Origin of the sequence: Pseudomonas sp. R15(2017) (assembly GCF_002112685.1) — a bacterium.
Classification (GTDB): Bacteria; Pseudomonadota; Gammaproteobacteria; order Pseudomonadales; family Pseudomonadaceae; genus Aquipseudomonas; species Aquipseudomonas glycinae.
Window position 1 is genome coordinate 109,972 of sequence record NZ_NEII01000002.1, and the last position, 21,714, is coordinate 131,685.

17 protein-coding genes and 1 pseudogene are annotated in these 21,714 nt (G+C 62.8%); all 18 read right to left on the bottom strand.

The genetic code is table 11. The features are described 5' to 3' along the window. Positions 1-36: 36 nt before the first annotated feature. A complete protein-coding gene (locus CAF77_RS04100; protein ID WP_064381812.1) occupies positions 37-1,107 on the bottom strand; it encodes an autotransporter outer membrane beta-barrel domain-containing protein in 1,071 nt (356 codons plus the stop codon). A 390-nt stretch (positions 1,108-1,497) separates the two neighbouring features. After that, positions 1,498-2,295, bottom strand: a complete 798-nt coding sequence (locus CAF77_RS04105; protein ID WP_064384103.1) for an endonuclease/exonuclease/phosphatase family protein — start codon at positions 2,293-2,295, stop codon at positions 1,498-1,500. An 86-nt stretch (positions 2,296-2,381) separates the two neighbouring features. After that, positions 2,382-3,143: a PIG-L deacetylase family protein gene (locus CAF77_RS04110; protein WP_064381811.1), complete on the bottom strand. Its 762-nt coding sequence runs from the start codon at positions 3,141-3,143 to the stop codon at positions 2,382-2,384. 177 nt (positions 3,144-3,320) lie between these two features. Then, the gene (locus CAF77_RS04115; RefSeq protein ID WP_064381810.1) at positions 3,321-3,980 is read right to left on the bottom strand and encodes a glycosyltransferase family 2 protein; all 660 of its coding nucleotides are present in this window, start codon (positions 3,978-3,980) and stop codon (positions 3,321-3,323) included. Then, complete coding sequence (locus CAF77_RS04120; protein WP_064381809.1) at positions 3,977-4,576, bottom strand: class I SAM-dependent methyltransferase; 600 nt, start codon at positions 4,574-4,576, stop codon at positions 3,977-3,979. Before CAF77_RS04120 ends, CAF77_RS04115 begins: the two co-directional genes overlap by 4 nt. Then, positions 4,573-5,331, bottom strand: coding sequence for a PIG-L deacetylase family protein (locus tag CAF77_RS04125; RefSeq protein WP_064381808.1), 759 nt, complete (start codon positions 5,329-5,331; stop codon positions 4,573-4,575). The genes CAF77_RS04120 and CAF77_RS04125 overlap by 4 nt, the downstream gene beginning before the upstream one ends. Beyond that, positions 5,328-6,326 (bottom strand): acyl-CoA dehydrogenase family protein, encoded by a 999-nt coding sequence (locus CAF77_RS04130; protein ID WP_064381807.1) that lies wholly within the window; start codon positions 6,324-6,326, stop codon positions 5,328-5,330. Before CAF77_RS04130 ends, CAF77_RS04125 begins: the two co-directional genes overlap by 4 nt. 1 nt (position 6,327) lies before the next feature. Continuing rightward, the gene (gene glgX / locus CAF77_RS04135; protein WP_064381806.1) at positions 6,328-8,487 is read right to left on the bottom strand and encodes a glycogen debranching protein GlgX; all 2,160 of its coding nucleotides are present in this window, start codon (positions 8,485-8,487) and stop codon (positions 6,328-6,330) included. A gap of 108 nt (positions 8,488-8,595) precedes the next feature. Beyond that, positions 8,596-8,928, bottom strand: a complete 333-nt coding sequence (locus CAF77_RS04140) for a DUF2934 domain-containing protein (RefSeq protein WP_064381805.1) — start codon at positions 8,926-8,928, stop codon at positions 8,596-8,598. 29 nt (positions 8,929-8,957) lie between these two features. Next, positions 8,958-11,735: a malto-oligosyltrehalose synthase gene (locus CAF77_RS04145; RefSeq protein ID WP_064381804.1), complete on the bottom strand. Its 2,778-nt coding sequence runs from the start codon at positions 11,733-11,735 to the stop codon at positions 8,958-8,960. Next, positions 11,732-13,810 (bottom strand): 4-alpha-glucanotransferase, encoded by a 2,079-nt coding sequence (gene malQ, locus CAF77_RS04150; protein WP_064381803.1) that lies wholly within the window; start codon positions 13,808-13,810, stop codon positions 11,732-11,734. Before malQ ends, CAF77_RS04145 begins: the two co-directional genes overlap by 4 nt. After that, a complete protein-coding gene (gene treZ, locus CAF77_RS04155; RefSeq protein WP_064381802.1) occupies positions 13,807-15,609 on the bottom strand; it encodes a malto-oligosyltrehalose trehalohydrolase in 1,803 nt (600 codons plus the stop codon). The genes malQ and treZ overlap by 4 nt, the downstream gene beginning before the upstream one ends. A gap of 18 nt (positions 15,610-15,627) precedes the next feature. Further along, the gene (glgA, locus tag CAF77_RS04160; protein ID WP_064381801.1) at positions 15,628-17,214 is read right to left on the bottom strand and encodes a glycogen synthase GlgA; all 1,587 of its coding nucleotides are present in this window, start codon (positions 17,212-17,214) and stop codon (positions 15,628-15,630) included. A 528-nt stretch (positions 17,215-17,742) separates the two neighbouring features. Beyond that, complete coding sequence (locus CAF77_RS04165) at positions 17,743-18,696, bottom strand: D-2-hydroxyacid dehydrogenase family protein (RefSeq protein ID WP_064381800.1); 954 nt, start codon at positions 18,694-18,696, stop codon at positions 17,743-17,745. Positions 18,697-18,709: 13 nt separating this feature from the next. Next, positions 18,710-19,735: an alpha/beta fold hydrolase gene (locus CAF77_RS04170; RefSeq protein WP_064381799.1), complete on the bottom strand. Its 1,026-nt coding sequence runs from the start codon at positions 19,733-19,735 to the stop codon at positions 18,710-18,712. 85 nt (positions 19,736-19,820) lie between these two features. Next, positions 19,821-20,255 carry a YqaA family protein gene (locus CAF77_RS04175; RefSeq protein WP_064381798.1) on the bottom strand — a complete coding sequence of 145 codons (435 nt, stop codon included), beginning with the start codon at positions 20,253-20,255 and terminating at the stop codon, positions 19,821-19,823. Continuing rightward, entirely contained in the window at positions 20,255-20,701 is a 447-nt protein-coding gene (locus CAF77_RS04180; protein ID WP_007957572.1) for a DUF411 domain-containing protein, read from the bottom strand. Before CAF77_RS04180 ends, CAF77_RS04175 begins: the two co-directional genes overlap by 1 nt. 163 nt (positions 20,702-20,864) lie before the next feature. Beyond that, positions 20,865-21,392, bottom strand: a pseudogene (locus CAF77_RS29645) (methyl-accepting chemotaxis protein); the annotation flags it as partial. Positions 21,393-21,714: the final 322 nt, after the last annotated feature.

Here is a 21,714-nt window from a genome sequence, read left to right on the forward strand (position 1 = left end):
CCCACGCAGAGCGTGGGAACGATCATGCAGAAGAAGTCACCAGCGCATCCGGACCCCCAGGCTGCCAATCAACCCGTTCAGGTCGTTGTCGTCCACATCACTGCTGTAGTCGGCACTGACATACAGGCTCACTGTCGGCGTCATTCTGGCCACCAGTCCCAGTCCGACTTCCACAGTCGAGGACTTGCGGCTGCTGCTGATCTTGTCCACCTGATCCAGCGTCACCGTGTCGCCGGTGTACACCGTGTGCCACAGGTTCGTGCGCACGTAGGGCTCAACGGGCAACCCGTTCAGATCGTAGCTGCCTTTCAAGCGCGCACCGACCCGGCCGCTCCACGATGTAATGTCACTGGAAGAGGCGTTGCCCGAGCCTGCGTACGGCGTATCCAGAGTGATGCGCTGGTTGATCAATTGCGCTTGCGGTTCAACCACCCAGTTTTCACCCAGACCGATCGGGAATCCGCCTTCTACCGACAGCGTCATCGCGCTGCCTTCGGTGGCCAGGCGTGCACCTTGCTCGTTCCGACTGAAACCGCTGACCCGACCGCCACTGGCCGACAAGTCAACGTGCCAGCCCTGTGGGCCACTCAAGCTGTAGTAGGCGCCCAGGCTCTGACCTTGCAGGTTGAGGGTGTCGGTGTTCGGATCGGCGAGGGCGCGGCTGGTGATCAGTCCGCTGCCATTGGCCTTGATCTGATTGACCCCGCCGATCAGGCCGACCTGCTGGGTGTGGCCGCTGCTGCTTTTCAGGGTCAGCACGGCGGGGCCTTTGAAGTCGCCAGTGCCGGGCATGGCGAAGCCTTGGCTGAGTGCATCGGTTTGCGCCTGGCGGGAGGTCTCTCCGTAGAGCTGCTCCCAGGCCGAAGGGGCGAGGTCTTCGGTGATCAGCTTCGCGCCTCGCAGGTCCGGCTGCGGGCCCAGACGTTGCGGCCCCGGCGTCACGACCGTGGCGGGAAGAGTCATGACCGGAATGTCCTGGCGATACCAGGACGTGGTCTCGTCCTCGGCAGGACCCGCCTGCGCCTCCATGGACGAGCACAGCAAGATAGAACTTGAAACGGTGCAAAAGGTAACTTTGATCTCTTGTGAGGTGAGTGAGGTTTTCATGGAGGTCTACCTTGCTAGCGCATGCAGTATCTCGCCTTGGCGTCTCTCCTACCCCGAACGAGGGGCGACCGAATGGAGCGTGGCGAGCCCGAGGCCGTCCGTTTTGACGAGTGACCTGAGGCTCGCCCCGAGTAGTATTTCCGGGGGTAGTAAGGTAGAGCTAAGAAGACATGAGTCGTTGCGTCAAGAAATTGAACGATGAGCGGTCGAGTCAAATCGGATGATGCAAGCTTCTGTTTTTGCGCATTTATCTAAGTTCTTGTTTGTAGGCCTAATCGCTGCGCAAGCCGCGAGGCAGAGACGTTTTGTAACCGACAGTCGGTCTGCCAGACCGGGATCGGCAACCGGTTTCGCATCGCTGTACGGGTGAGGACGGCTGTCAGTATTGCGCTATAAATGCACTTCGACAGCCAGCGGCAAATGATCCGACAGATGTGTCCACGGTTTGCTGCCGAGGATCTGCGGGTCGTGGCTGCTGGCATTGCGCAGGTAGATCCGGTCCAGTCGCAGCAACGGGAAACGCGCGGGGTAGGTCTTGGCCGGGCGGCCGTGATGGCGTTCGAAGGCTTCGTGCAAGTAGTCGCGACGGGCGAGGGCGACATTGCCCTGCAACTGCCAGTCATTGAAGTCGCCGGCGATGATCACCGGGGCATCCTCGGGCAGGGATTCGAGTAATTGGCAGAGCAGCTGCAACTGCAATTGCCGATGGCTTTCGAGCAGGCTCAGGTGCACGCAGATGGCATGTACTTCGGCATGACCCGGCACATCCAGGACGCAGTGCAACAGCCCGCGCCGTTCGGGACCGGTGATCGAAACATCGAGGTTGCGGTACTCGCGGATCGGGTATTTCGAGAGCAGGGCGTTGCCGTGATGGCCATCGGGATACACCGCATTGCGGCCGTAGGCAAAGTCGCTCCACATGCTGTCGGCGAGGAATTCGTACTGCGAGGTTTGCGGCCATTCGTTGTAGCGGCTGGAGTGTCGCTCGTGTTCGCCGACCACTTCCTGCAGAAACACCAGATCGGCCGAGGTGCTGCGCACCGCTTCACGCAGCTCCGGAAGGATGAAACGTCGATTGAGCGCGGTAAAACCCTTGTGCGTGTTGACCGTGAGCACCCGCAGGCGATGGATGTCGGACGGCGTGGAGGTCTGTGCGTCGACGGCATGACGCTTGGGATCGCTGGACACGTTCACTCCTCTGAATCATGACGGCCTGTTCATGCGACTGATCCGGGCGCGGGCAGTTCACTTTGAGTGGCTGCCCGCGTCCGCCGTCAATCGACCAGGACGATCTCGTAAGGCAGGCGCATGCGTTCCAGAATCGACTTGGGCAGCAGGGGCGCAATACCGATCGCCGGTTCGCCGTTGAGCTGGCTGGCGTAGGCATGGGTGGCGTGGCTCTTGCGCGCGACCGTCCAGGTGTCGAGCCGCAGCTTGCGCGCGCGATGCCACGGGATCTGCGCCTGATCCCGTTCCGGCCAGTGCCAGGCCCAGACCGGCACATCATGATAGGTCGCGCCGGCCAGTTGCGCAGCCTTGGCACTGGCCCGGCCAACCACTTCATGATCGGCGGTGCCATCTTCGCGCCAGGTGCTGAAAACCACATCACCGGGGCGCAGGTAGCGGGCGATGAAATCGGTCAGCTGATGTTCCTGATCGAGCAGGGCGTTGTCAGTGAACCCGCCGCGCACCCATTTCAGGCTGTGCATCGGCAAACCGAGACGGCGCAGGGCTTCGACGCTTTCCTGGGGGCGGAACACACTCAGGCGTTTCTCCGACCACTGTCGCGAGCCCGGATGACTGGCGCTGCCATCGGTGATCGACAGCAGTTGCAAGGGATGCCCCAGGCTGGAAAGCAGTTGCAGCAGGCCGCCGCAGGTCACCACTTCATCGCCGGGATGCGGGGCAATGACCACGGCGCGGGCGCCGGGTGGCACTAATGTGTGAGTGTTGATGACGGGAATGTTGTCGAGCTGCGGGGCGCTGTTCCAGATCTGCGCCGGCAGGCCGTTTTCGCTGAGGGATAACGGTTTCATGAGTGATACGTCCTTGTTGTGTCTCGCCCTCAGTCGTGCGCGCCATGCGAAGCGTGTACGACCCGTGAAGGCTGGTGGATAGCCCGGCAGCGCTCCGAACCCTGGATTGCTGCGCAGCAGAGTATTGCTCAAGACGGGCGGTTCGTCGCGTCACAGATCAATCTGATCCGCTTTTTTTTATTCAGTCTGTGCCAACTGTCGCAGATAGTCGCCAAAACCACCCCGTGCACGACTATCCAGACGGGCGCTGGTGATGACTTGCGGGCGATGGCTCCAGGCGATGCTGGCCCCTGAACGCTCCAGTTGGCGCACCAGCTGCACATCTTCGTCACAGGACAACGGTTCGAAGCCGCCGGCGCGCACGTAGGCTTGCGCACTGACGCCCAGATTGGCGCCATGGATGTGTCGGTGTCCTTCGCAGGCCTGGTAATGACCGTGATAGCGAATCTGTGCGGCCTCATCGAACGTGTCATGCCACTGCTCGACCGTCACCGTGCCGCATACGGCATCGGTGCCCAGCCCCAGTTGCTGCACCAGCCAGTCCTCGGCGACGCGGCTGTCGGCATCCGAGCAGGAGATCCAGCGCGCACCGCGCTCAAGCAATTGTTGAGCGCCGATGGCCCGCGCCTGGCCGACGTTGCGCGCCTCGATGCTCAGCGCCCGCACGGGGTACTGGCTGACGATGAGCGCCGAGCGGTCGGTGCAACTGTCGAGCACCACCAGGACCTCCACCGGTTCACCGGCCAGCATCGGATGCTCGGCGGCGCGCAAGGCGGCGAGCAGGCAGTCATCGAGCCACTCTTCTTCGTTGTGTGCCGGGATCAGGATGCCAATCATCGCAAACCCTCCAGTGCGGCCACCGAACGCGGTTCGCGACTCCAGACTTCCAGCAGAAAATCCGCTTCCTGATGCAGGACCAGTCGCGGCAGGTGCAACTGTTCGTGAATCAGGTCGTGAACCTGTCGTGCATTGAGCGGGCAGCCTTCGATGGGCGGGCGCCAGTGACAGGCCAGTAATTGACCGTCCGCCGCCAACGAATCGCTGATGCAACGGATGACTTCCGTCAGATCCTCCCGGTCAAGGTAGTAGCCGATTTCGCTGAATACGATCAGGTCGTATTTTTCCGCCGGCCAATCGCCAGGCAACCGACATTGACGGACGTCGGCGTGGTCGAACAGGCTCAGCCGGGTGCGCGCCAGATTGACCGCGGCGGCGCTGGTGTCGCAGCACAACAGCCGATCACAGCGTTCGGCCAGCGCGGCGCTCAGTTCGCCGTTGGCGCAACCGGGTTCGAAGATCGTCCGGTAATGCGGGCGGGGCAGTGCTGCCAGGGTCACGAGGCGTTTGCGCTGCTCATACCAGCGCTGGCGAAATCCCCAGGGATCGTTATTGCCCGCGAACAGGCCTTCGAAGTAGCGATCTTCGACACTCATAAGAAGACCACCTCGAAAGGTTGCAGCAGTCGATCAATGACGTAGGGCGCGAGCACCGGAGCCAGTCCTGCTTCGGGATCGCCTTCCAGCTGGCTGGCGAAGGCGTGCACCGCGTGACGCTTGCGTGCGATTTGCTCCGGGCTGAGCAGAATCTTGCGCGCCCGCTCCCAGGGCACGAGGGCGTCTTCCGGGGTTGCCCAGTGCCAGGTCCAGACCGGCAGCTCATGGCAAATCGCGCCCACGCGCCGAGCCGCTTCGACGCTGGCGCGGCCTACGGCTTCGTGGTCGCTGTGGCCGTCTTCGCGCCAGGTGGTGAAGATCACGTCATCGGCTTGCAGGTAGCGGGTCAGGTAGTCACACAACATCGACTCGCGCGCGGCGACCCGGGTGTCGGGGAAGCCGCCGCGCAGCCACTGCAACTGGTGCATGGGCAGTCCGAGGCGGCGCAGGGCTTCGGCGGATTCCTGCGGGCGCACGACGCTCAGGCGCTCCACCGGCCAGCGCTCCGAGCCCGGATGACTGGCGCTGCCATCGGTGACCGAAATCAATTGCAGGGTGCGTCCCGCCGCTGCGAGCCCTTGCAACAGTCCGCCGCAACCGAGCACCTCGTCGTCCGGATGCGGCGCGATCACCACCGCCCGCGATCCCGGTGGTACCAAGTCGAGAATGTCGACACTGTCTACCGCTGCCAGATGGCGTGAGCCCTGCCATTCGTGCAGGGAGGTTCCTTCGCCGACGATCGGATTGCGCTTCATAGGGCCCAACCCTCGCGCGGTTGCTGTGCAATCAGTTGGCCCAGTGCCGCCAGATCACGTTCGGCGTGGCTCTGACGCAGATACACCGGCAAATCGGCCATCAGCCGGGCGAAGTGCGGATCCTTGCAGAACGGCCCGGCCCCAAGTGCCCGACCGGTCTCGCGGATTACCTGTTCGGCGGCATCCTCGACCACGGCGCGAACACGGCGGGCCAGCAACTCGGCGTTGCCGTGGGGATCGCTGTCGATGTCCAGAGCACTGACGCGCAGCGCTTGAGCTGCGCCGTGCAAGGCGCTGTCGACGGCGCCGAGACTGGCCAGCGCGTGGGGCTCTTCACGCCGCGCACAGTGCAGGTGCAAGCGTTCGCCGATCTCCCTGGCGGCGCCGTACCAGCACGCGGCGATTCCGATCCCGCCCTGCCAGAATCCCGGCCGTTGCAGGTAGTCGCCAGGCTCACCGATCGCCTGAGCCTCGACCTCGTCAAACAGCACCTCGACACTGCCGGTGGCCGCCATGCCGACCGCTTGCCAGCCCTGATCGGTGACGGTGACGCCCGGTTGATCGAGCGCCACTGCGACCAGTTGCTGACGATCCTCCTCATCCCATGCCGTCAGCAGGGCGTGGCTGAGCACCGCCGCCCCGGAACACCAGGCCTTGCGCCCATCCAGCTGCACCATATGTCCCGAACGGCTGACCCGAACCCGCGCCTGCGGTGGTTCGGCCGCCCACATGCCCCACGTACTGCCGGGCGTCGGCGAGCCACCGAGTTGCTCGATGATCGCCAAGGCATCGGTATGGCCTTCGTAGAGTTTGCACAGCCCCAGATCATGCCCGCCGACCTCGGACAGCCGTTGCCAGCGCTCCAGCGTACGACCGCTGCCGGGCAACGGCAGGCGATCGAGGCCGGCTTCGACCATTTGCCGCAAACACAGACCAAGAGCAGCCGTGTCGCGGTAGTCCCTGGCATGCCGTGAGAGATAGGCGGACAAGTCCATGTCAGTCCTCTTCTTCACGTTGCAGTTCAAACAGCAGCAGCGAGCGTCCGGTGACCGAGTACTCATGACCGAACTCGAAACGCTCCTGGCCACGGATCGCTGGCTGGTTGGTATCGATCATGCACGTCCAGAAACTGCCCTCGGGTACTTCCGGCAAGGTGAAGTTGACGATGTCGTGATGGGCGTTGACTACCAGCAGCAGCGTGGCGTCGCCACCCTTGCGGCGAATCCCGGTTTCCTGGGCACGACCGTCGAGCAGCATGCCCATGCAGCGGTTCTGCGCATCATGCCAGTGCTCGGTGGTCATTTCGGTGGCGTCCGGCGCAAGCCAGGTCACGTCCTTGACGCCGATGTCTTCGTTGTATTCGCCGACCAGGAAACGCCCGCGGCGCAGGATCGGATACGCCAGGCGCAACTTGATCAGGCGTTTGACGAATTTCAGCAGCGCCTTGCCGTCCTCGCTCAGGTCCCAGTTGACCCAGCCGATTTCGCTGTCCTGGCAGTAGGCATTGTTGTTGCCGTCCTGGGTGCGGGCGAATTCGTCGCCGGCCACGATCATCGGTGTGCCCTGTGACAACAGCAGGGTGGCGAAGAAGTTGCGCATCTGCCGGTGGCGTAGCGCGTTGATTTCCGGGTCGTCGGTGGGCCCTTCGACGCCGTGGTTCCAGGACAGGTTGTTGTTGCTGCCGTCCTGATTGTTTTCGTCGTTGGCCTCGTTGTGCTTGTCGTTGTAGGACACCAGGTCGTTGAGGGTAAAGCCGTCATGAGCAGTGACGAAATTCACCGACGAATAAGGCCGGCGACCGCGCTGGTTGAACATTTCTCCGGACGCGGTCATGCGGCTGGCGAAGTCGGCGAGCTGGCCGTCGTCGCCTTTCCAGAACGCGCGCACCGTGTCGCGGAACTTGTCGTTCCACTCGACCCAGCCCGGCGGGAACTTGCCCACCTGATAGCCGCCGGGACCACAGTCCCAAGGCTCGGCGATCATTTTCACCTGGCGCAGGACCGGGTCCTGGCGGCAGGCCACGAGGAAGCTGTGGCGTTCATCGAAACCGTCGTGATAACGGCCGAGGATGGTCGCCAGATCGAAACGGAAACCGTCGACGTGCATTTCGCTGGCCCAGTAGCGCAGCGAGTCGGTGACCATCTGCAGCACACACGGATGGCTCAGGTCGAGGGTGTTGCCGGTGCCGGAATCGTTGATGTAGAAGCGCTTGTCGTCCGGCATCAAGCGGTAGTACGAGGCGTTGTCGATCCCGCGCATCGACAGGGTCGGGCCTTGCTCGTTGCCTTCGGCGGTGTGGTTGTAGACCACGTCGAGAATCACTTCGAGATTGGCGTCGTGCAGGTGCGCGACCATCTCCTTGAACTCGGCGATCTTGCCGCTGGCCAGATAGCGCGGATCCGGGGCGAAGAACGCGATGCTGTTGTAGCCCCAGTAATTGGTCATGCCTTTGTGCAGCAGGTGCTGGTCGTTGACGAAAGCGTGGATCGGCAACAGTTCGACGGTCGACACACCCAGTTTGCGGATGTGTTCAAGCACATCGTCGACCATCAGCCCGGCAAACGTGCCACGCACATTTTCCGGCACCGAAGGGTGGCGCATGCTGATGCCGCGCACATGGGTCTCGTAAATGATGGTCTTGTCCCACGGCACGCTGACGCGGTGGTCGTGGCCCCAGGTGTGGGCCGGGTCGATGACCTTGCACTTGGGAACGAAAGGCGCGCTGTCGCGCTCGTCGAAGCTGAGATCGGCGTCCGGATGGCCGATGGTGTAGCCGAACAGCGCCTCGGACCATTTCAACTCGCCCACTAACTGCTTGGCGTAGGGGTCGATCAGCAACTTGTTGTGATTGAAGCGGTGGCCGTTGGCCGGGTCGTACGGGCCATAGACCCGGTAGCCGTAGATCAGGCCCGGATGTGCATCGGGCAGATAGCCGTGGTAGATCTCATCGGTGTATTCCGGCAGTTCGATGCGTTCGAGTTCAACTTCGCCGGCATCGTCGAAAATGCACAGTTCAACGCGGGTGGCGTTGGCGGAAAACAGCGCAAAGTTCACCCCCAGACCATCCCAGGTCGCGCCGAGCGGGAAGGGCAGGCCTTCACGGATGCGCGAGGGTTCGGCGTGCGCGGCGGGCTCGGCTTTCTTTGGACGGGTCATAGGTGCTCCTGCAAAAAATCGGGGGGTAGATGTTTTTCGAGGACGAGTAAGCCCTCGGTGGCGAGCGAACCCGCCACACGGTTATTCAAATCAATGGTTCGGGGAGCGTCAGACCGCAGGCGGCTTGCGCGGCGCGCGGGGCTTTTTCTCGGCGGCTTTTTCGCCCGGGGGAATCACTTTGGCGGCACCGGCAGGCTTGGCCTTGGCCGTCGTGGCCTTGGGTTTGGCGGCAGTTGCCTTGCCCTCGACAGCTTTGCTGGTGGTGGTCTTGCCGGCGGTTTTACTGCCGGCAGCCTTCGGCGATTTTTTCGGCGCCAATGCCTCGGCTTCGGCCAGTTTGCGCGCCATCTCCCAGTGGCGGGCGTCCTGGCCCTCGGGTTTACCTTCCGATTCCCAGATCTGATAGGCGAATTCGCGGATGCGTTTATCGTCGGTACTCATCGCAATGCTCCTGAACTGAACTCATGCTGCTAGACGTGTTGGATAAGCAGATTGACCGGGAAATCCCCCAGCGCGGCGCTGACCTGCAGCTCCCTGTTTTTTGTGACTGCGGTGCTCGAAAAAAGTCCCTTCAGATTTTCGTTAGAGGCGTCGAACGGTAAAACCACCCGTGTATCGCCCCAGCGCAGCGCATCAACCATCGGCACAGCACTGTTTTCCAACAATGTTGCGCAACGGATCGGCACGATCACGATGATCCGTCGCTCCCCATGCTCGCGGGCAAACGCGAGCACGTTGTGCGCCTGGCTGCCCAGTACCTCGAGGGCCTGGTACGAACCACGGCGAAACAACTCGGTGTCGTCGGCGCGCAGGCGCAGCACCTCGGCGATCAATGCTTGCTTGATTCGCCCGTCGCGCCAGTTCTCCAACAGTTCCTGAACCGGCCCTGGTGCTTCCAGCGCCTGCTGCCTGGCGGCATAGTCGACTGGCCGCCGGTTGTCCGGATCGACCAGGCTGAAATCCCAGAACTCGTTGCCCTGATACAGATCCGGCACCCCCGGCACGGTCATGCGCAGCAAGGTTTGCGCCAGACCGTTGAGGGCGCCGGCCGCCGCGATGCTGTTGACGGTCTTGGCCAGCGCCCCGCGCAGCAGTTCTCCTTCGGGAGCCAGCAGCAATTGTTCGGTGAACGCTTGAGCGGCGTTTTCGTAAGCCTCGTTCGGCGCACTCCAGCTGCTTTGCAGCTTGGCTTCGCGCAGGGCTTTCTGCTGCCACTGCCAGACACGCTTGGCGTAATCGGCAAACCCGGCCTGATCGTCGTCATGCAAGTCCAGCGGCCAGCTGCCGAGCAGCGCCTGATAGAGGATCAATTCGTCCGCCGACGACGGCAACTGATCGTCATGGCGCAGCGGCCGGGCGAGGGCGCGCCACAGCTCGATCTGCTCGACGTACCAGTGGCTGCGTTCGCTGAGTACGGCCAGTCGCGCGCGGGTGTCTTCGCCGCGTTTGTGGTCGTGGGTGGCGGTGGCCAGCAGGTTGTCCGGGAAGCTCGCCAGACGTTGCTGGTTCACCGCGTGAAAGTCGCTGACCGGCGCACTGAACTGCTCGGTGTTGTAACCGACGTCATTGCGCGACAGCAGCACCGCCGAGCGATACAGCGCGGTGTCTTCCACCGCTTTGGCGGCGGCCGGGGAAGTGAGCTGCTGAAAGCGCACGCAGGCGTGCTTCAGAATCTTGCGCGAGCGACCACGAGGTTTGCGCCGCCATGGCTGGCCGCCAAGCCAACCGGCTACGGAGTCCAGTACTGGCCAATCGGCTTCGCTCAATGTCTGCCGCGCACCGTCCATGGCCTGCTGGAAAAACACCTCGTCGCGCGCCGAGCGGCCCATCGGGGTGATGTAGGTGCGATAGACCGGGAAGTGCACGATCAACGCCTGCAACACACGGCGGATTGAGCCGAGCGTGAGGTCGCGGGTCATCAGGTCGTCGCGCGCCACTTGCAGCAGGGCCTGAGCAACGCTTTCGCAATCGCTGGCCAGCGAACCGTTGAGGATCTGCTGGCGCGCCAGTTGCGCTTCTTCGATGAACGCGGCCGAGCGCTCGGTGCGGCGTTGCCACAAGTCGCCGAGCACATGTTCACCGTCCGGGTCGTGTTGCAACAGCGACAACTGGTTCATGAATTCATAACCGGTGCTGCCGTCCACGGACCAGTCGGTGGGCAGGGTTTCGCCGTCGCCGAGAATCTTCTCGACGTAAATCGGCAAGTGCCGGCCCGGCGCCAGATGGTCAAGACGACGGCGCAGCTTGCGGCAGTAGCCGCGCGGGTCGGCGAGGCCGTCAATGTGGTCGATGCGCAGGCCGTCAATCAGGCCTTCGCCGATCAACTGGAAGATCTTGCCGTGGGTGGCCTCGAACACTGCCGGACGCTCGACCCTTAAACCGCCGAGTTCGTTGATGTCGAAGAAGCGCCGCCAGTTGATGTCATCCGCCGCCGTGCGCCAGCTCGCCAGGCGATAGCTTTGCCGTTCCAGCAATTGGTGCAGGCGCTGAAAACCTTCTCCGGTCTTCGAATCGTAGTGCGTCAGGTTGCGCTCAATGGCTTGCAGAATGTGCGGGTCGCTGGCCAGTTGCTGGAGTTCTTCCTTGAGCGGCAGGGCCAGCGCGCGGGCGTCGGTCTGATAGCTCAGCGTACTGAAACGGTCGGCGAGCGCATTGAGCGTATCGTTCGGGGCGTCATTGGATCTGAGCAGTTCGCCGTAATCAGTAGGGCAGATCGGGAAGTGATGCTCGTAATGCTCGACATGGAAAGTGCCGCTCTCGGCATTGAACAGCAGCGGCAGAGTCGCGTCCTGCAATGCGACACCGTAGTCGCTGCCGAGAAACGGCAGCAGCAACTGGCCTTCCATCAGCGGGTCGGGCGAGTGCCACTGAATGTCGAAGAACTCGCCGTAGGGGCTCAGTCGGCCCCATTCCAGCAAGTCGAGCCACCACGGGTTGTCACCGCCACCGACCGCCATGTGATTGGAGACGATGTCGAGGATCAGCCCCATGCCGTGCTCGCGCAGGCTGGCGACCAGACGACGCAAGGCTGGTTCGCCGCCGAGTTCCGGATTGACCCGGGTCGGATCGACCACGTCGTAGCCATGCATGGAGCCGGCGCGCGCGGCCAGCAGCGGCGAGGCATAAATGTGGCTGATGCCGAGTCGAGAGAAATACGGCACCAGCGGCACCGCCTGATCAAGGGTGAAGCCTCGGTGAAATTGCAGGCGAACCGTGGCGCGCAGGGTCTGGATAGGCAATGCACTCATTGGTCACGCTCGGCTGCCTGAAGGCGGGCACACGCCAATAGTTCCAGGCGTCTTGCGGCGTCGACACCGTCGAGCAGCGTCTCACTGGTGGCCGGCAAGCGGCGCGACCAGTTGGGGTGGGTGTCGATGGTGCCGGGCAGGTTGGCCTGCTCGTCAAGCCCCAGCGCATCTTCCAACGGCAGCAGCACCAGCGGCGCACGGGTGTGGCCGAGGAAACGCACCGCGGCGTCGACCACCTGATCGGCCTCGTGGGATTCCTCGCGAAAGTTTTGCGGGTCCTGGCTCAGGGCATTGCGCAGGCCTTCACGCTCCCGTTCGCGGTAACGGCGCCAGTCGATTTCGCCGTTGGCGTCGATCAGTCCCAGTCGCGCATTCCAGTCGATGTCGCGGCCGTGCCACCAGCCGTTGAGGGTCGGCAGATCGTGGGTGCTGGTGGTGGCCAGGGCGTTGTCCGGCCAGTCGAGGATCGGTTTGAAATGGGTGTTGTCCTGCTCGAACAACAGCACGCGCATGCCAAGCATGGCGCGGGCGATGAGTTTTTCCCGCAGGCCATCGGGCACGGTGCCGAGGTCTTCGCCAAGCACGATCGCTTGATGACGATGGGATTCGAGGGTCAGCAGACGCAGCAGGTCATCCACCGGGTAATACAGGTAGGCGCCGTCCGCCGGGACCGCGCCGTTGGGAATCACCCACAGCCGTTGCAGGCCCATGACATGGTCGATGCGCAGCCCGCCGGCGTGGGCGAAGTTGGCGCGCAGCATGTCGATGAACGCACGAAAGCCGTTGCGCACCAGACCTTCCGGGGAAAACGCGGAAATGCCCCAGCCCTGGCCTGAGCGATTGAGGATGTCCGGCGGCGCGCCGACGGTCAGCGAGGCGAGCAACTCGTCCTGAAAACTCCAGGCCTGGCTGCCGGCACCGTCGGCACCCACCGCCAGGTCGGCGATCAGGCCGATACCCATGCCGGCGCTGCGGGCGGCGGTCTGGGCGCGCTCCAGGCAGCGGTGGATCAACCATTGGCAGAACGCGAAGTAGCTGATGCGCTCGGCGTATTCCTCGGCAAATGCGCCGAGGGCAGCGCCGCGCGGGTCGTGCCAGTGCTCCGGCCATTGGCGCCAGTCGAGGCTCTCGCCACGGGCCGCGCGCATTTCCTGGATGGCTTCGAAGCGGCAGTGGTTTTCCAGCGCTTCGCCGCCGGCATCACGAAAGCTGGAGAAGTCGGCGTGCAACGGGTGTTCGCCGCTTATGAAGCCGTCGTACAAGGCTTGCAGCAGTTTCAGTTTGGCGTCGGCCGCTTTCGGCCAGTCGATCAGTTTCAGGTTTTCCAGTTGCTCGAACTGCTCGGTCAGCCCGGCCGCGTCAATCGCATCGCGCAGCGCGCGCTCGCCGAGGATCGCGCCCGGTGCGGCGTACAGCGGGTTGAGAAACAGCCGACTGGACGGCGAGTAAGGGCTGTAGCGCCCGGTGTCGGCGCTGAACATCGCGTGCAGCGGGCTGATCGCCAAGGCATCGGCGCCACGTTCACCGGCCACCCGGGCCAGTTCTTCCAGGGCCTGGGTGTCGCCGAAACCGCCATCGCCGGCGCGGCGCAGTCCATAAAGCTGCACGCTCAGGCCCCACGCGCGCGGGATCGGGCTGTCCACGGCATCACCTACGCTGAAGCAGCGTTCCGGTGCCACGGCCAGGGTGAATTGCTGATCGGCGATGTGCACTTGCTGATAGCCGACCGGTATCTCGCCGGGCAATACGGACTCGGCATCCAGCTTGAGACTCAGGCGCGAGCCGTCTTCCAGGTGAATTTCGCAAGGGGTCTCGGGTTCGAAATAGCGAGCCAGATCCACGCCCACGCCGACATCGGCAGTGAGCAGCGGGGGCAGCTGGCGATTTTCCTGTACCTGTTGCAGTTCGAGCAGGCTGGCGTCGATTTCCTGAGCCGTTCCGGCCGGGTGACCGAGGCCGATCAGCACATTGCGCAGCACCGCCGGGGCGACTTTTTGCGCTCGCCCGTTGGCGTCGATCCAGTCGACGGCAAGGCCGGCTCGGCTGGCGAGAATTTCCAGTTGCGCATCACTCATAGGCGCTCTCCATCCAAGGGGGGCAAAGGGGTTGCGGCCGTGAGGCTGACGAGCGCGCAATACGGGGGCAGTTGCCCCTCATCCAACAGGCCTGTGTCGGGTGGCTGGCGAAACAGCCACACCGACTCGGTCTGTGGAAGGTTGACCACTGGCGTATCGCTGAGGTTCAGGTCGATTCGCAGCTCGCTGCCATCGCCCAGGCGCCAGCGTGCGCTGACGGCGCCAGGCCCCAGCACTTGGGCGCCGAGGGCTTGAGTGCCGGACAGGTTGGGAATGATGTATTGATGGCGCAGTTGCAGAAGCTGGCGATACAACGCCAGCGTCGCCTGTTGCCGAGGCGTGCCGTTACCCGTCAGGCGCGGTTGTGAGGCGTGAAAGGTCTGCTCGGCGTTGGGGTCGGGAATCTGTTCACGCTTGTGCGGATCCGAGAAGGCACTGAATGCCGCGAACTCATTACGCCGACCTTGGCGCACCAGTTTCGCCAGTTCGCCATGGTGGCTGGTGAAGAACAGAAATGGCTGTTGGGCCGCGTATTCATCGCCCATGAACATCAGGGGAATCATCGGCGACAGCAGCAACAACGCTGTCGCAGCATCCACCGCGCGCGGCTCGGCCAATTGATGCAGGCGCTCGCCGAAGGCGCGATTGCCGATCTGGTCGTGATTTTGCAGGAACAACACGAAAGCAGTGGATGGCAGATGCTCGCTTGGCTCGCCACGGGGTTCGCCGTGGCGCGTGATATGACCCTGAAACACGAAACCCTGGCTCAGGCAGCGGGCCAGTTGTTCGGTGGGTTGCAGTGCATAGTCCGCGTAGTAGGCGTCGGTTTCACCGGTCAGTAATACATGCAGGGCGTTGTGGCCATCGTCGTTCCACTGCGCGTCGTAATTTTCCTCAAGCAGGCTGGACTGGTTGAGTTCGTTTTCGATGGTCAGCCACACATGCCGGGACGGGTCGATCTGCTGACGTATGCGACGTGCGAGTTCCGGCAAAAAGTCGGGGCTTTCGATGGCATGCACCGCATCCAGGCGCAAGCCGTCGAAACGGTATTCCAGCAGCCACATCAAGGCGTTTTCGACGAAGAAGTCCCGCACTTCCCGACGGCGAAAATCGATGGCCGCGCCCCATGGGGTGTGCTTGTCTTCGCGAAAAAAGCCTTTGGCGTAGCGATGCAGGTAATTGCCGTCGGGGCCGAAGTGGTTGTAGACCACGTCGAGGATCACCGCCAGGCCATAACCGTGGGCGCTGTCGATCAAATGTTTGAGTTGTTCAGGTGTGCCATAACTGGCTTGTGGCGCGTAATGCAACACGCCGTCGTAGCCCCAATTGCGATCGCCGGGAAACTGCGCGATCGGCATCAGTTCAATGGCGGTGATGCCGAGCTCCGCGAGGCGTGAGAGATGCTGCTCGACTTCGGCAAATCCGCCGAGCGCGCCGACATGCAGTTCATAAATGACCGCTTCATTCCAGGGGCGCCCTTGCCACGTGGTGTTGCGCCAGGAATAACGGTGCGGATCGACCACCACGCTGTGGCGGTCGAGATCACCGTCCTGCGCCCTGGAGGCCGGGTCGGGGACCTCCAGTTCGCCATCGATGTTGAAACGGTAGCGGCTGCCGGCAGGGCAGCGGGTCTTGATGACAAACCAGCCCTCGCCCTGGGGCAGCATGGGCAGGGACTGGCCGTTGTCCAGCTCGACGCTGACGTAAAATGCATCCGGCGCCCACAGCGCGAATTGGGTGTGCTCGGCATCCAGCATGATCGCGCCGTGGGGCCAGCTTTCAGGTGTCCGTGACGGCATCGTTGAAAACCTCCCTGGTTATTTGTGGTGCGTTTTACCCAGCGCCTTGGCCACCAGTCGTTCGTAGAGTTCGGCGTAAGGTTCGACTGCCTTGCACCAGTTGAAGGGTGCGGCCATCGCCCGGCAACGCATGGCGTTGAGCAGTTCGGGAAAGGCAAACACCTTGAACGCTCGGCTCAGGGCCTCGCGGTAGCTGTCGGCGGTGGATTCATTGAACAGGAAACCGGTAACACCGTTTTCGATGGTGTCGGCCAGCCCGCCGGTGTTGCGCGCCACCGGCAGCGAGCCGAAACGCTGGGCGTACATCTGGCTCAGACCGCACGGTTCATAACGCGATGGCATCAGCAGGAAATCGCTGCCGGCGAACATGCGTCGGGCGTCGGTTTCATTGAAGCCGATGCGCACGCCGATCTGGCCGGGGAAGCGCAGCGCCAGTTCACGCATGGCCTGTTCTTCTTCAGGCTCGCCACGGCCGATGATCGCGATCTGGCCACCGTTCTGCACGATGTATTCCGACACCGCTTCGGTCAGGTCCAGGCCTTTTTGATAGACCAGTCGCGAGACCACTGCAAACAGAGGACCTTCGGACTCGTTCAGGCCGAACAATTCGCGCACGTGGGCGGCGTTGATGGCCTTGCCTTCCCAGTCGCCGATGGCAAATGGCGCGAACAGGTGCGGGTCGGTGGCAGCGTCCCAGCTCTCATCGATGCCGTTGGGAATGCCGCTGAGCAAGCCTTGCTGGGTCTTGGCGGCGAGAAAACCGTCGAGACCGCAGCCGAAATCCGGGGTAGTGATTTCCTGCGCGTAAGTGGCACTGACCGTGGTGATGTGGCTCGAATAAGCCATGCCGGCCTTGAGGAACGACATCTTGCCGTAGAACTCCATGCCTTCCTGTTGCAGGGCATGGGCGGGAATCCCGAGCTCCGGGCAAGAGCCGAGGCTGGTCACGCCTTGATAGGCCAGGTTATGAATGGTGAACAGGGTCGGCGTGCGTTGCCCGCGCCAGTGCATGTAGGCAGGCGCGAGACCGGCCGGCCAGTCGTGGGCATGCACCAGATCCGGGCACCAGTGGATTTGCGCGAGGTTGGCGGCGATATCGGCGGCGGCCAGACCCAGACGGGCGAAACGGATATGGTTGTCCGGCCAGTCGCGACCATTGTTGGCGCCGTACGGGCCACCGTCACGGGCGTACAGTTCAGGGCAGATCAACACATAAATGACCAGACCGTCGGGCATGTCCATGCGCCCGATCTTGCAGGGCGGCAGCGCGGCGTGGCCACCCAGTTCGCCGATGATGTGGATCGGATTCTCGCTGTTCATGACTTGCGGGTAACCCGGGATCAACACCCGGACGTCGTGCAGATGCGCCATTGCACGGGGCAGGGCGGCAGAAACGTCTCCCAGACCGCCGGTCTTTACCAGGTCGGCGATTTCCGAGGTCACGAACAATACTTTTTTCTTGTTGGGGTTCTGACTGGCTATCGGCGTCAGTGTCTTGGTGATCGGGACGCTGATCGATCGGCTGCCGGGAACGCTTAAAGTGCTCGATTCACCCATCGGCTGATGAGCCCGTTCTCCCTGAATTTCCAATGCCGCACTGATCATATGAATCTCCCGTCTTTTTGATCTGATTCTTGTCTTGAACATGCGATGTCCATGGCCAGGTCCTGTGGCCGGGCGCAAACACGCCACGCATCGGTGAGCAAACACTACCCGACACGTGCAAGCAGAATGGGTGAGGTGGCCATTGCAAGACTTGAACCAGTCGCTTTGGCCCTGCCTATCAGATGACCCGCCGCGATCTGCAAAAGTTTCGACGAATTTTTGACTTTGTGACCGGCCGGTTTTACCCCGCGAAATCCAGTCTAGGCCAGATCCTAGAGCGGGCCAGGGCGATCGGATGAATTGTTCGACAATCTGTTGCAGGCTCACGAAATCCGTGGCTTCGGGAGGGGGTGCGCCCCGACGAAGTGCATGTCAGGCGACGTCGATGATGCAAAATGGTGACCGGGCGGTCACGATTTCGGGCGCCGGAAACGTGCGAATGCACTGTTGCGGTGCGGACACTTGTGTTGGCAGGTGGTCAGCGGGTGCTGCCTCGCGGGCAGGAATTGCCCGCGAAGGTGAGCAGGCTCAGTTGAGCAGGCGCACGGGTTCTCCGGTTGACCAGGCCTGAATGTCTTCGATCATCTGCGAAAAGAACAGCTCATAGTTCTGGCGGCTGACATACCCGACATGGGGCGTGGCCAGCACGTTGTCGAGGGTGCGAAACGGGTGCAGTGCCGGCAGCGGTTCCTGATCGAACACGTCGAGGGCCGCACCGCTGATGCGCTGTTTCTGCAAGGCCTTGATCAGCGCCGCTTCATCGACAATCGGCCCGCGCGCCGTGTTGACCAGCAGGGCGGTCGGCTTCATCCAGTCCAGCGCCTGCGCATCGACCAGACCCCGGCTGCGATCGCTGAGCACCAGGTGCACCGACAGTACGTCAGCCTGTTCGAACAACTGCTGCTTGCTGACATAGGTGACACCGGCCTGTTCAGCGCGCTCGGCGGTGAGGTTTTCGCTCCAGGCGATCACACGCATGCCGAACACCTGACCGAACTGCGCCACCCGCTGGCCGATACTACCGAGCCCGAGAATGCCGAGGGTCTTGCCGTGCAGGTCGCCACCGAGGCCTTGCTGCCACTGACCGGCGCGCAGAGCGTTGGCCTCGTTCACCAGATTGCGGGTGGCAGCCATGATCAGCGCCCAGGTCAGTTCCGGCGCCGCGTGCTTGTAGCTGTCGGTGCCGCAGACCTTGATCCCGAGACGGGCGGCGGCCGGCATATCCAGCGCCGCGTTGCGCATGCCGCCGGTGACCAGCAGCTTCAGGTTCGGCAAGCGTTTGAGCAGGTCTTCATCGAAGCGCGTGCGTTCGCGCATCACGCAGATCACCTCGAACCGGCCCAGACGCTCGGCCAGCGTGGCGTTGTCCGCCGGGTACTCATGGACGAAGGTGACTTCGCCGAGACTGTCGAGCATCGACCAGTCAACTACGCCCCGCGCGACGTCCTGCCAGTCATCGATCACCGCAATCTGCACCGCCATCAGCGTTACCTCTTCAACGAACGGGATTGGTTTTGTCCAGCCAGCCGAGCAGTGCCTCGTGGAATTTCGCCGGCTCTTCCATCTGCGGGGCGTGGCCCATGCCGGGGAATTCCACCAGCGTGGACTGAGGAATCAGTTTCGCTACCTGCTTGCCCAGCACGTCGTAGTTACCGATTTTAGCCTTCACTTCGGGCGGCGCGATGTCCTTGCCGATGGCGGTGGTGTCGGAGGTGCCGATCAGCAGCAGGGTCGGCATCTTCAGGTCCTTGAACTCGTAGTACACCGGCTGGGTGAAGATCATGTCGTAGATCAGCGCCGAGTTCCATGCGACCTGAGTCTTGCCCGGGCCGTTGCTCAGGCCGGCGAGCATGTCCACCCAACGGTCGAATTCGGGTTTCCAGCGACCGTCGTAATAGGTCGTGCGTTCATAGTCGCGGATGCCCTGCGCGGTGACTTTCAGTTCGCGCTGATACCACTGATCGACGCTGCGATAAGGCACGCCGAGGGCTTTCCAGTCTTCCAGACCGATCGGATTGACCAGCGCCAGTTGCTCGACCTGATCCGGATATTGCAGCGCATAACGGGTGGCGAGCATACCGCCCGTGGAGTGGCCGAGCAGGGTGGCTTTCTGGATGCCCAGCGCCTTGAGCAGCTGCTGAGTGTTGGCTGCCAGTTGCTGGAAGGTGTACTGGTAATGATCGGGTTTGCTGGAGGTACAGAAACCGATCTGATCCGGGGCAACCACCCGGTAACCGGCTTCGCTCAGGGCCTTGATCGAACTGTCCCAGGTCGCGCCGCAAAAATTCTTGCCGTGCATCAGCACCACGGTGCGCCCGTTGGCCTTGCCGTAGGCGGCGACGTCCATGTAACCCATCTGCAGCGACTTGCCCTGGGACTGAAAGGCAAAGTGCTTGAGGGTGTAGGGATAATCGAAACCTTGCAGTTCCGGGCCGTATTGCGGCCCTTCGGCGTGAGCAAGCAGGGGCAGGGCGGCGGTCAGCAACAGGCCGGGTAGCCAGCGGGTCAGCGACACAGACATAGGACAACTCCACAAGAAATCGGCCGATGCTGGAACGGCCGGATTAGGTCGACGTTAAACACAGGCAATCCCCGGGCCCGATCGTTCAACCGAGCCAGCCCAGGGTGAGCATCGCCAGCACCCCGTAGCGGGCGCCTTTGGCGAGAGTGACGATCAACAGGAATCGCCCGAGAGGTTCGCGCATGACCCCGGCGATCAACGTCAGCGGATCGCCGATCACCGGCAACCAACTGAGCAGCAGCGACCAGTGACCGTAACGCTGATAGTGAGCACGGGCGCGCTCCATATGCCTGGGGCTGACCGGAAACCAGCGCCGATCCTGAAATCGTTCCAGACGGCGCCCCAGCCACCAGTTCACCAGCGAACCGAGGACATTGCCCAGCGTCGCCACGGCCAGCAGGCCCCAAAGCCAGTAACGATCGCTGACCAGCAGCCCGACCAGCACGGCTTCCGATTGCAGCGGCAACAGGGTCGCCGCACCAAACGCGGCCATGAACAGCCCGAGATAACCCGCCGTCATCAATGGGCCGGGTAATCCGCCACCACCACGTCGGCGCCGTCTTTCTTCAGGCCGATCACTTGATAGGCGTCGCTCATGCCGTCCATTTCCATGCCCGGCGAGCCCATCGGCATGCCCGGCGCGGCGACGCCCAGCAGGTCGTCACGCTTGCTCAGGGCCAGCACCTGTTCCGCCGGAACATGGCCTTCGACGAATTTGCCGTTGATGATCGCGGTGTGGCAGGACGCCAGACGCGGCGGCACGCCGTGCTGCTGCTTGAAGCTGCTCATGTCGCTTTCGACGTGGTCTTCGACCTTGAAGCCATTGGCTTCCAGATGGCTGATCCACTTTTTGCAGCAGCCACAGTTGGCGTCGCGGTGGACTTCGATCGGGATAAGGTCGGCGGCTTGCGCCAGGGAGGAAATGAACAGCGCGCTCAGGGCGGCCAGACGCAGATGGTTTCGCATGGAGGGCTCTCGGCTCAGAGGAAGAACGGTCAAAAAGGAAGGCATTTTGACCGGTTTTTCCTGCCTGGCATCAACGGAGTGTTTCCAAGTGATACGAGGCAGGCCTGCCAACATGATCGTAGATCAAAGCTGACAGGCCACTGAGCGCAAGATGACAAAACGGTCAGCGAACCTTGAAGCGGCCCATGATCGCGCTCACCCGGCTATTGGCTTCCAGCAACTGGCGGGTGTTGAGTTCGCTGGCCTGGCCGCTTTCCACCAGTTCATCGACCATGTGGCGGATCTGCACCATGCTGCGGTTGATCTCTTCGGTGACCGCGCTTTGCTGTTCCGCGGCGGTGGCGATCTGGGTGCTGAGGCTGTTGATGTGGCTGACCGCACCGGCCATTTCGTCCAGCCCGCTGTTGACCCGGGTGGTGGCATCGGCGGCCGACTGGCAACTGGCCTGGGTGTTTTCCATGGCGCTGACCGACGAACTGACGCCTTGGGTCAGACGGCTCAACATCTCGTTGATTTCCGAGGTGCTGGCCTGGGTGCGGGCGGCGAGGGCACGCACTTCGTCCGCCACCACGGCAAAACCGCGACCCTGTTCACCGGCCCGCGCTGCTTCGATGGCGGCATTGAGTGCCAGCAGGTTGGTCTGGCCGGCAATGGCGCCGATCACGCCGAGGATTTCGGTGATGCGCTGGGCATCCTGCTGCATGCTTTCGACCTTGTGGGTGGCGCTGGCCACTTCGTCGATCAACGCCACTACGCTGCCTGACGCTTCACCGACCACGATGCGGGAACGGTCGGCGTTTTCATTGGCGCGCTGGGTGAAGGCAGCGGTTTCGGCAGCATTTTGCGCGACGCTTTCGGCGGTCGAACTCATTTCGTTGATCGCGGTAACGGTCTGGTCGGTCTCCGACGCGTGGCGCGCCAGAATCTGGCTGGTGTGCGCCGAGGTGCGTTGCAGGCTGTCGAGGCTCGAGGCCATCGCGCCGGTGGCCTGGGTCACTTCGCCGATCATGTTC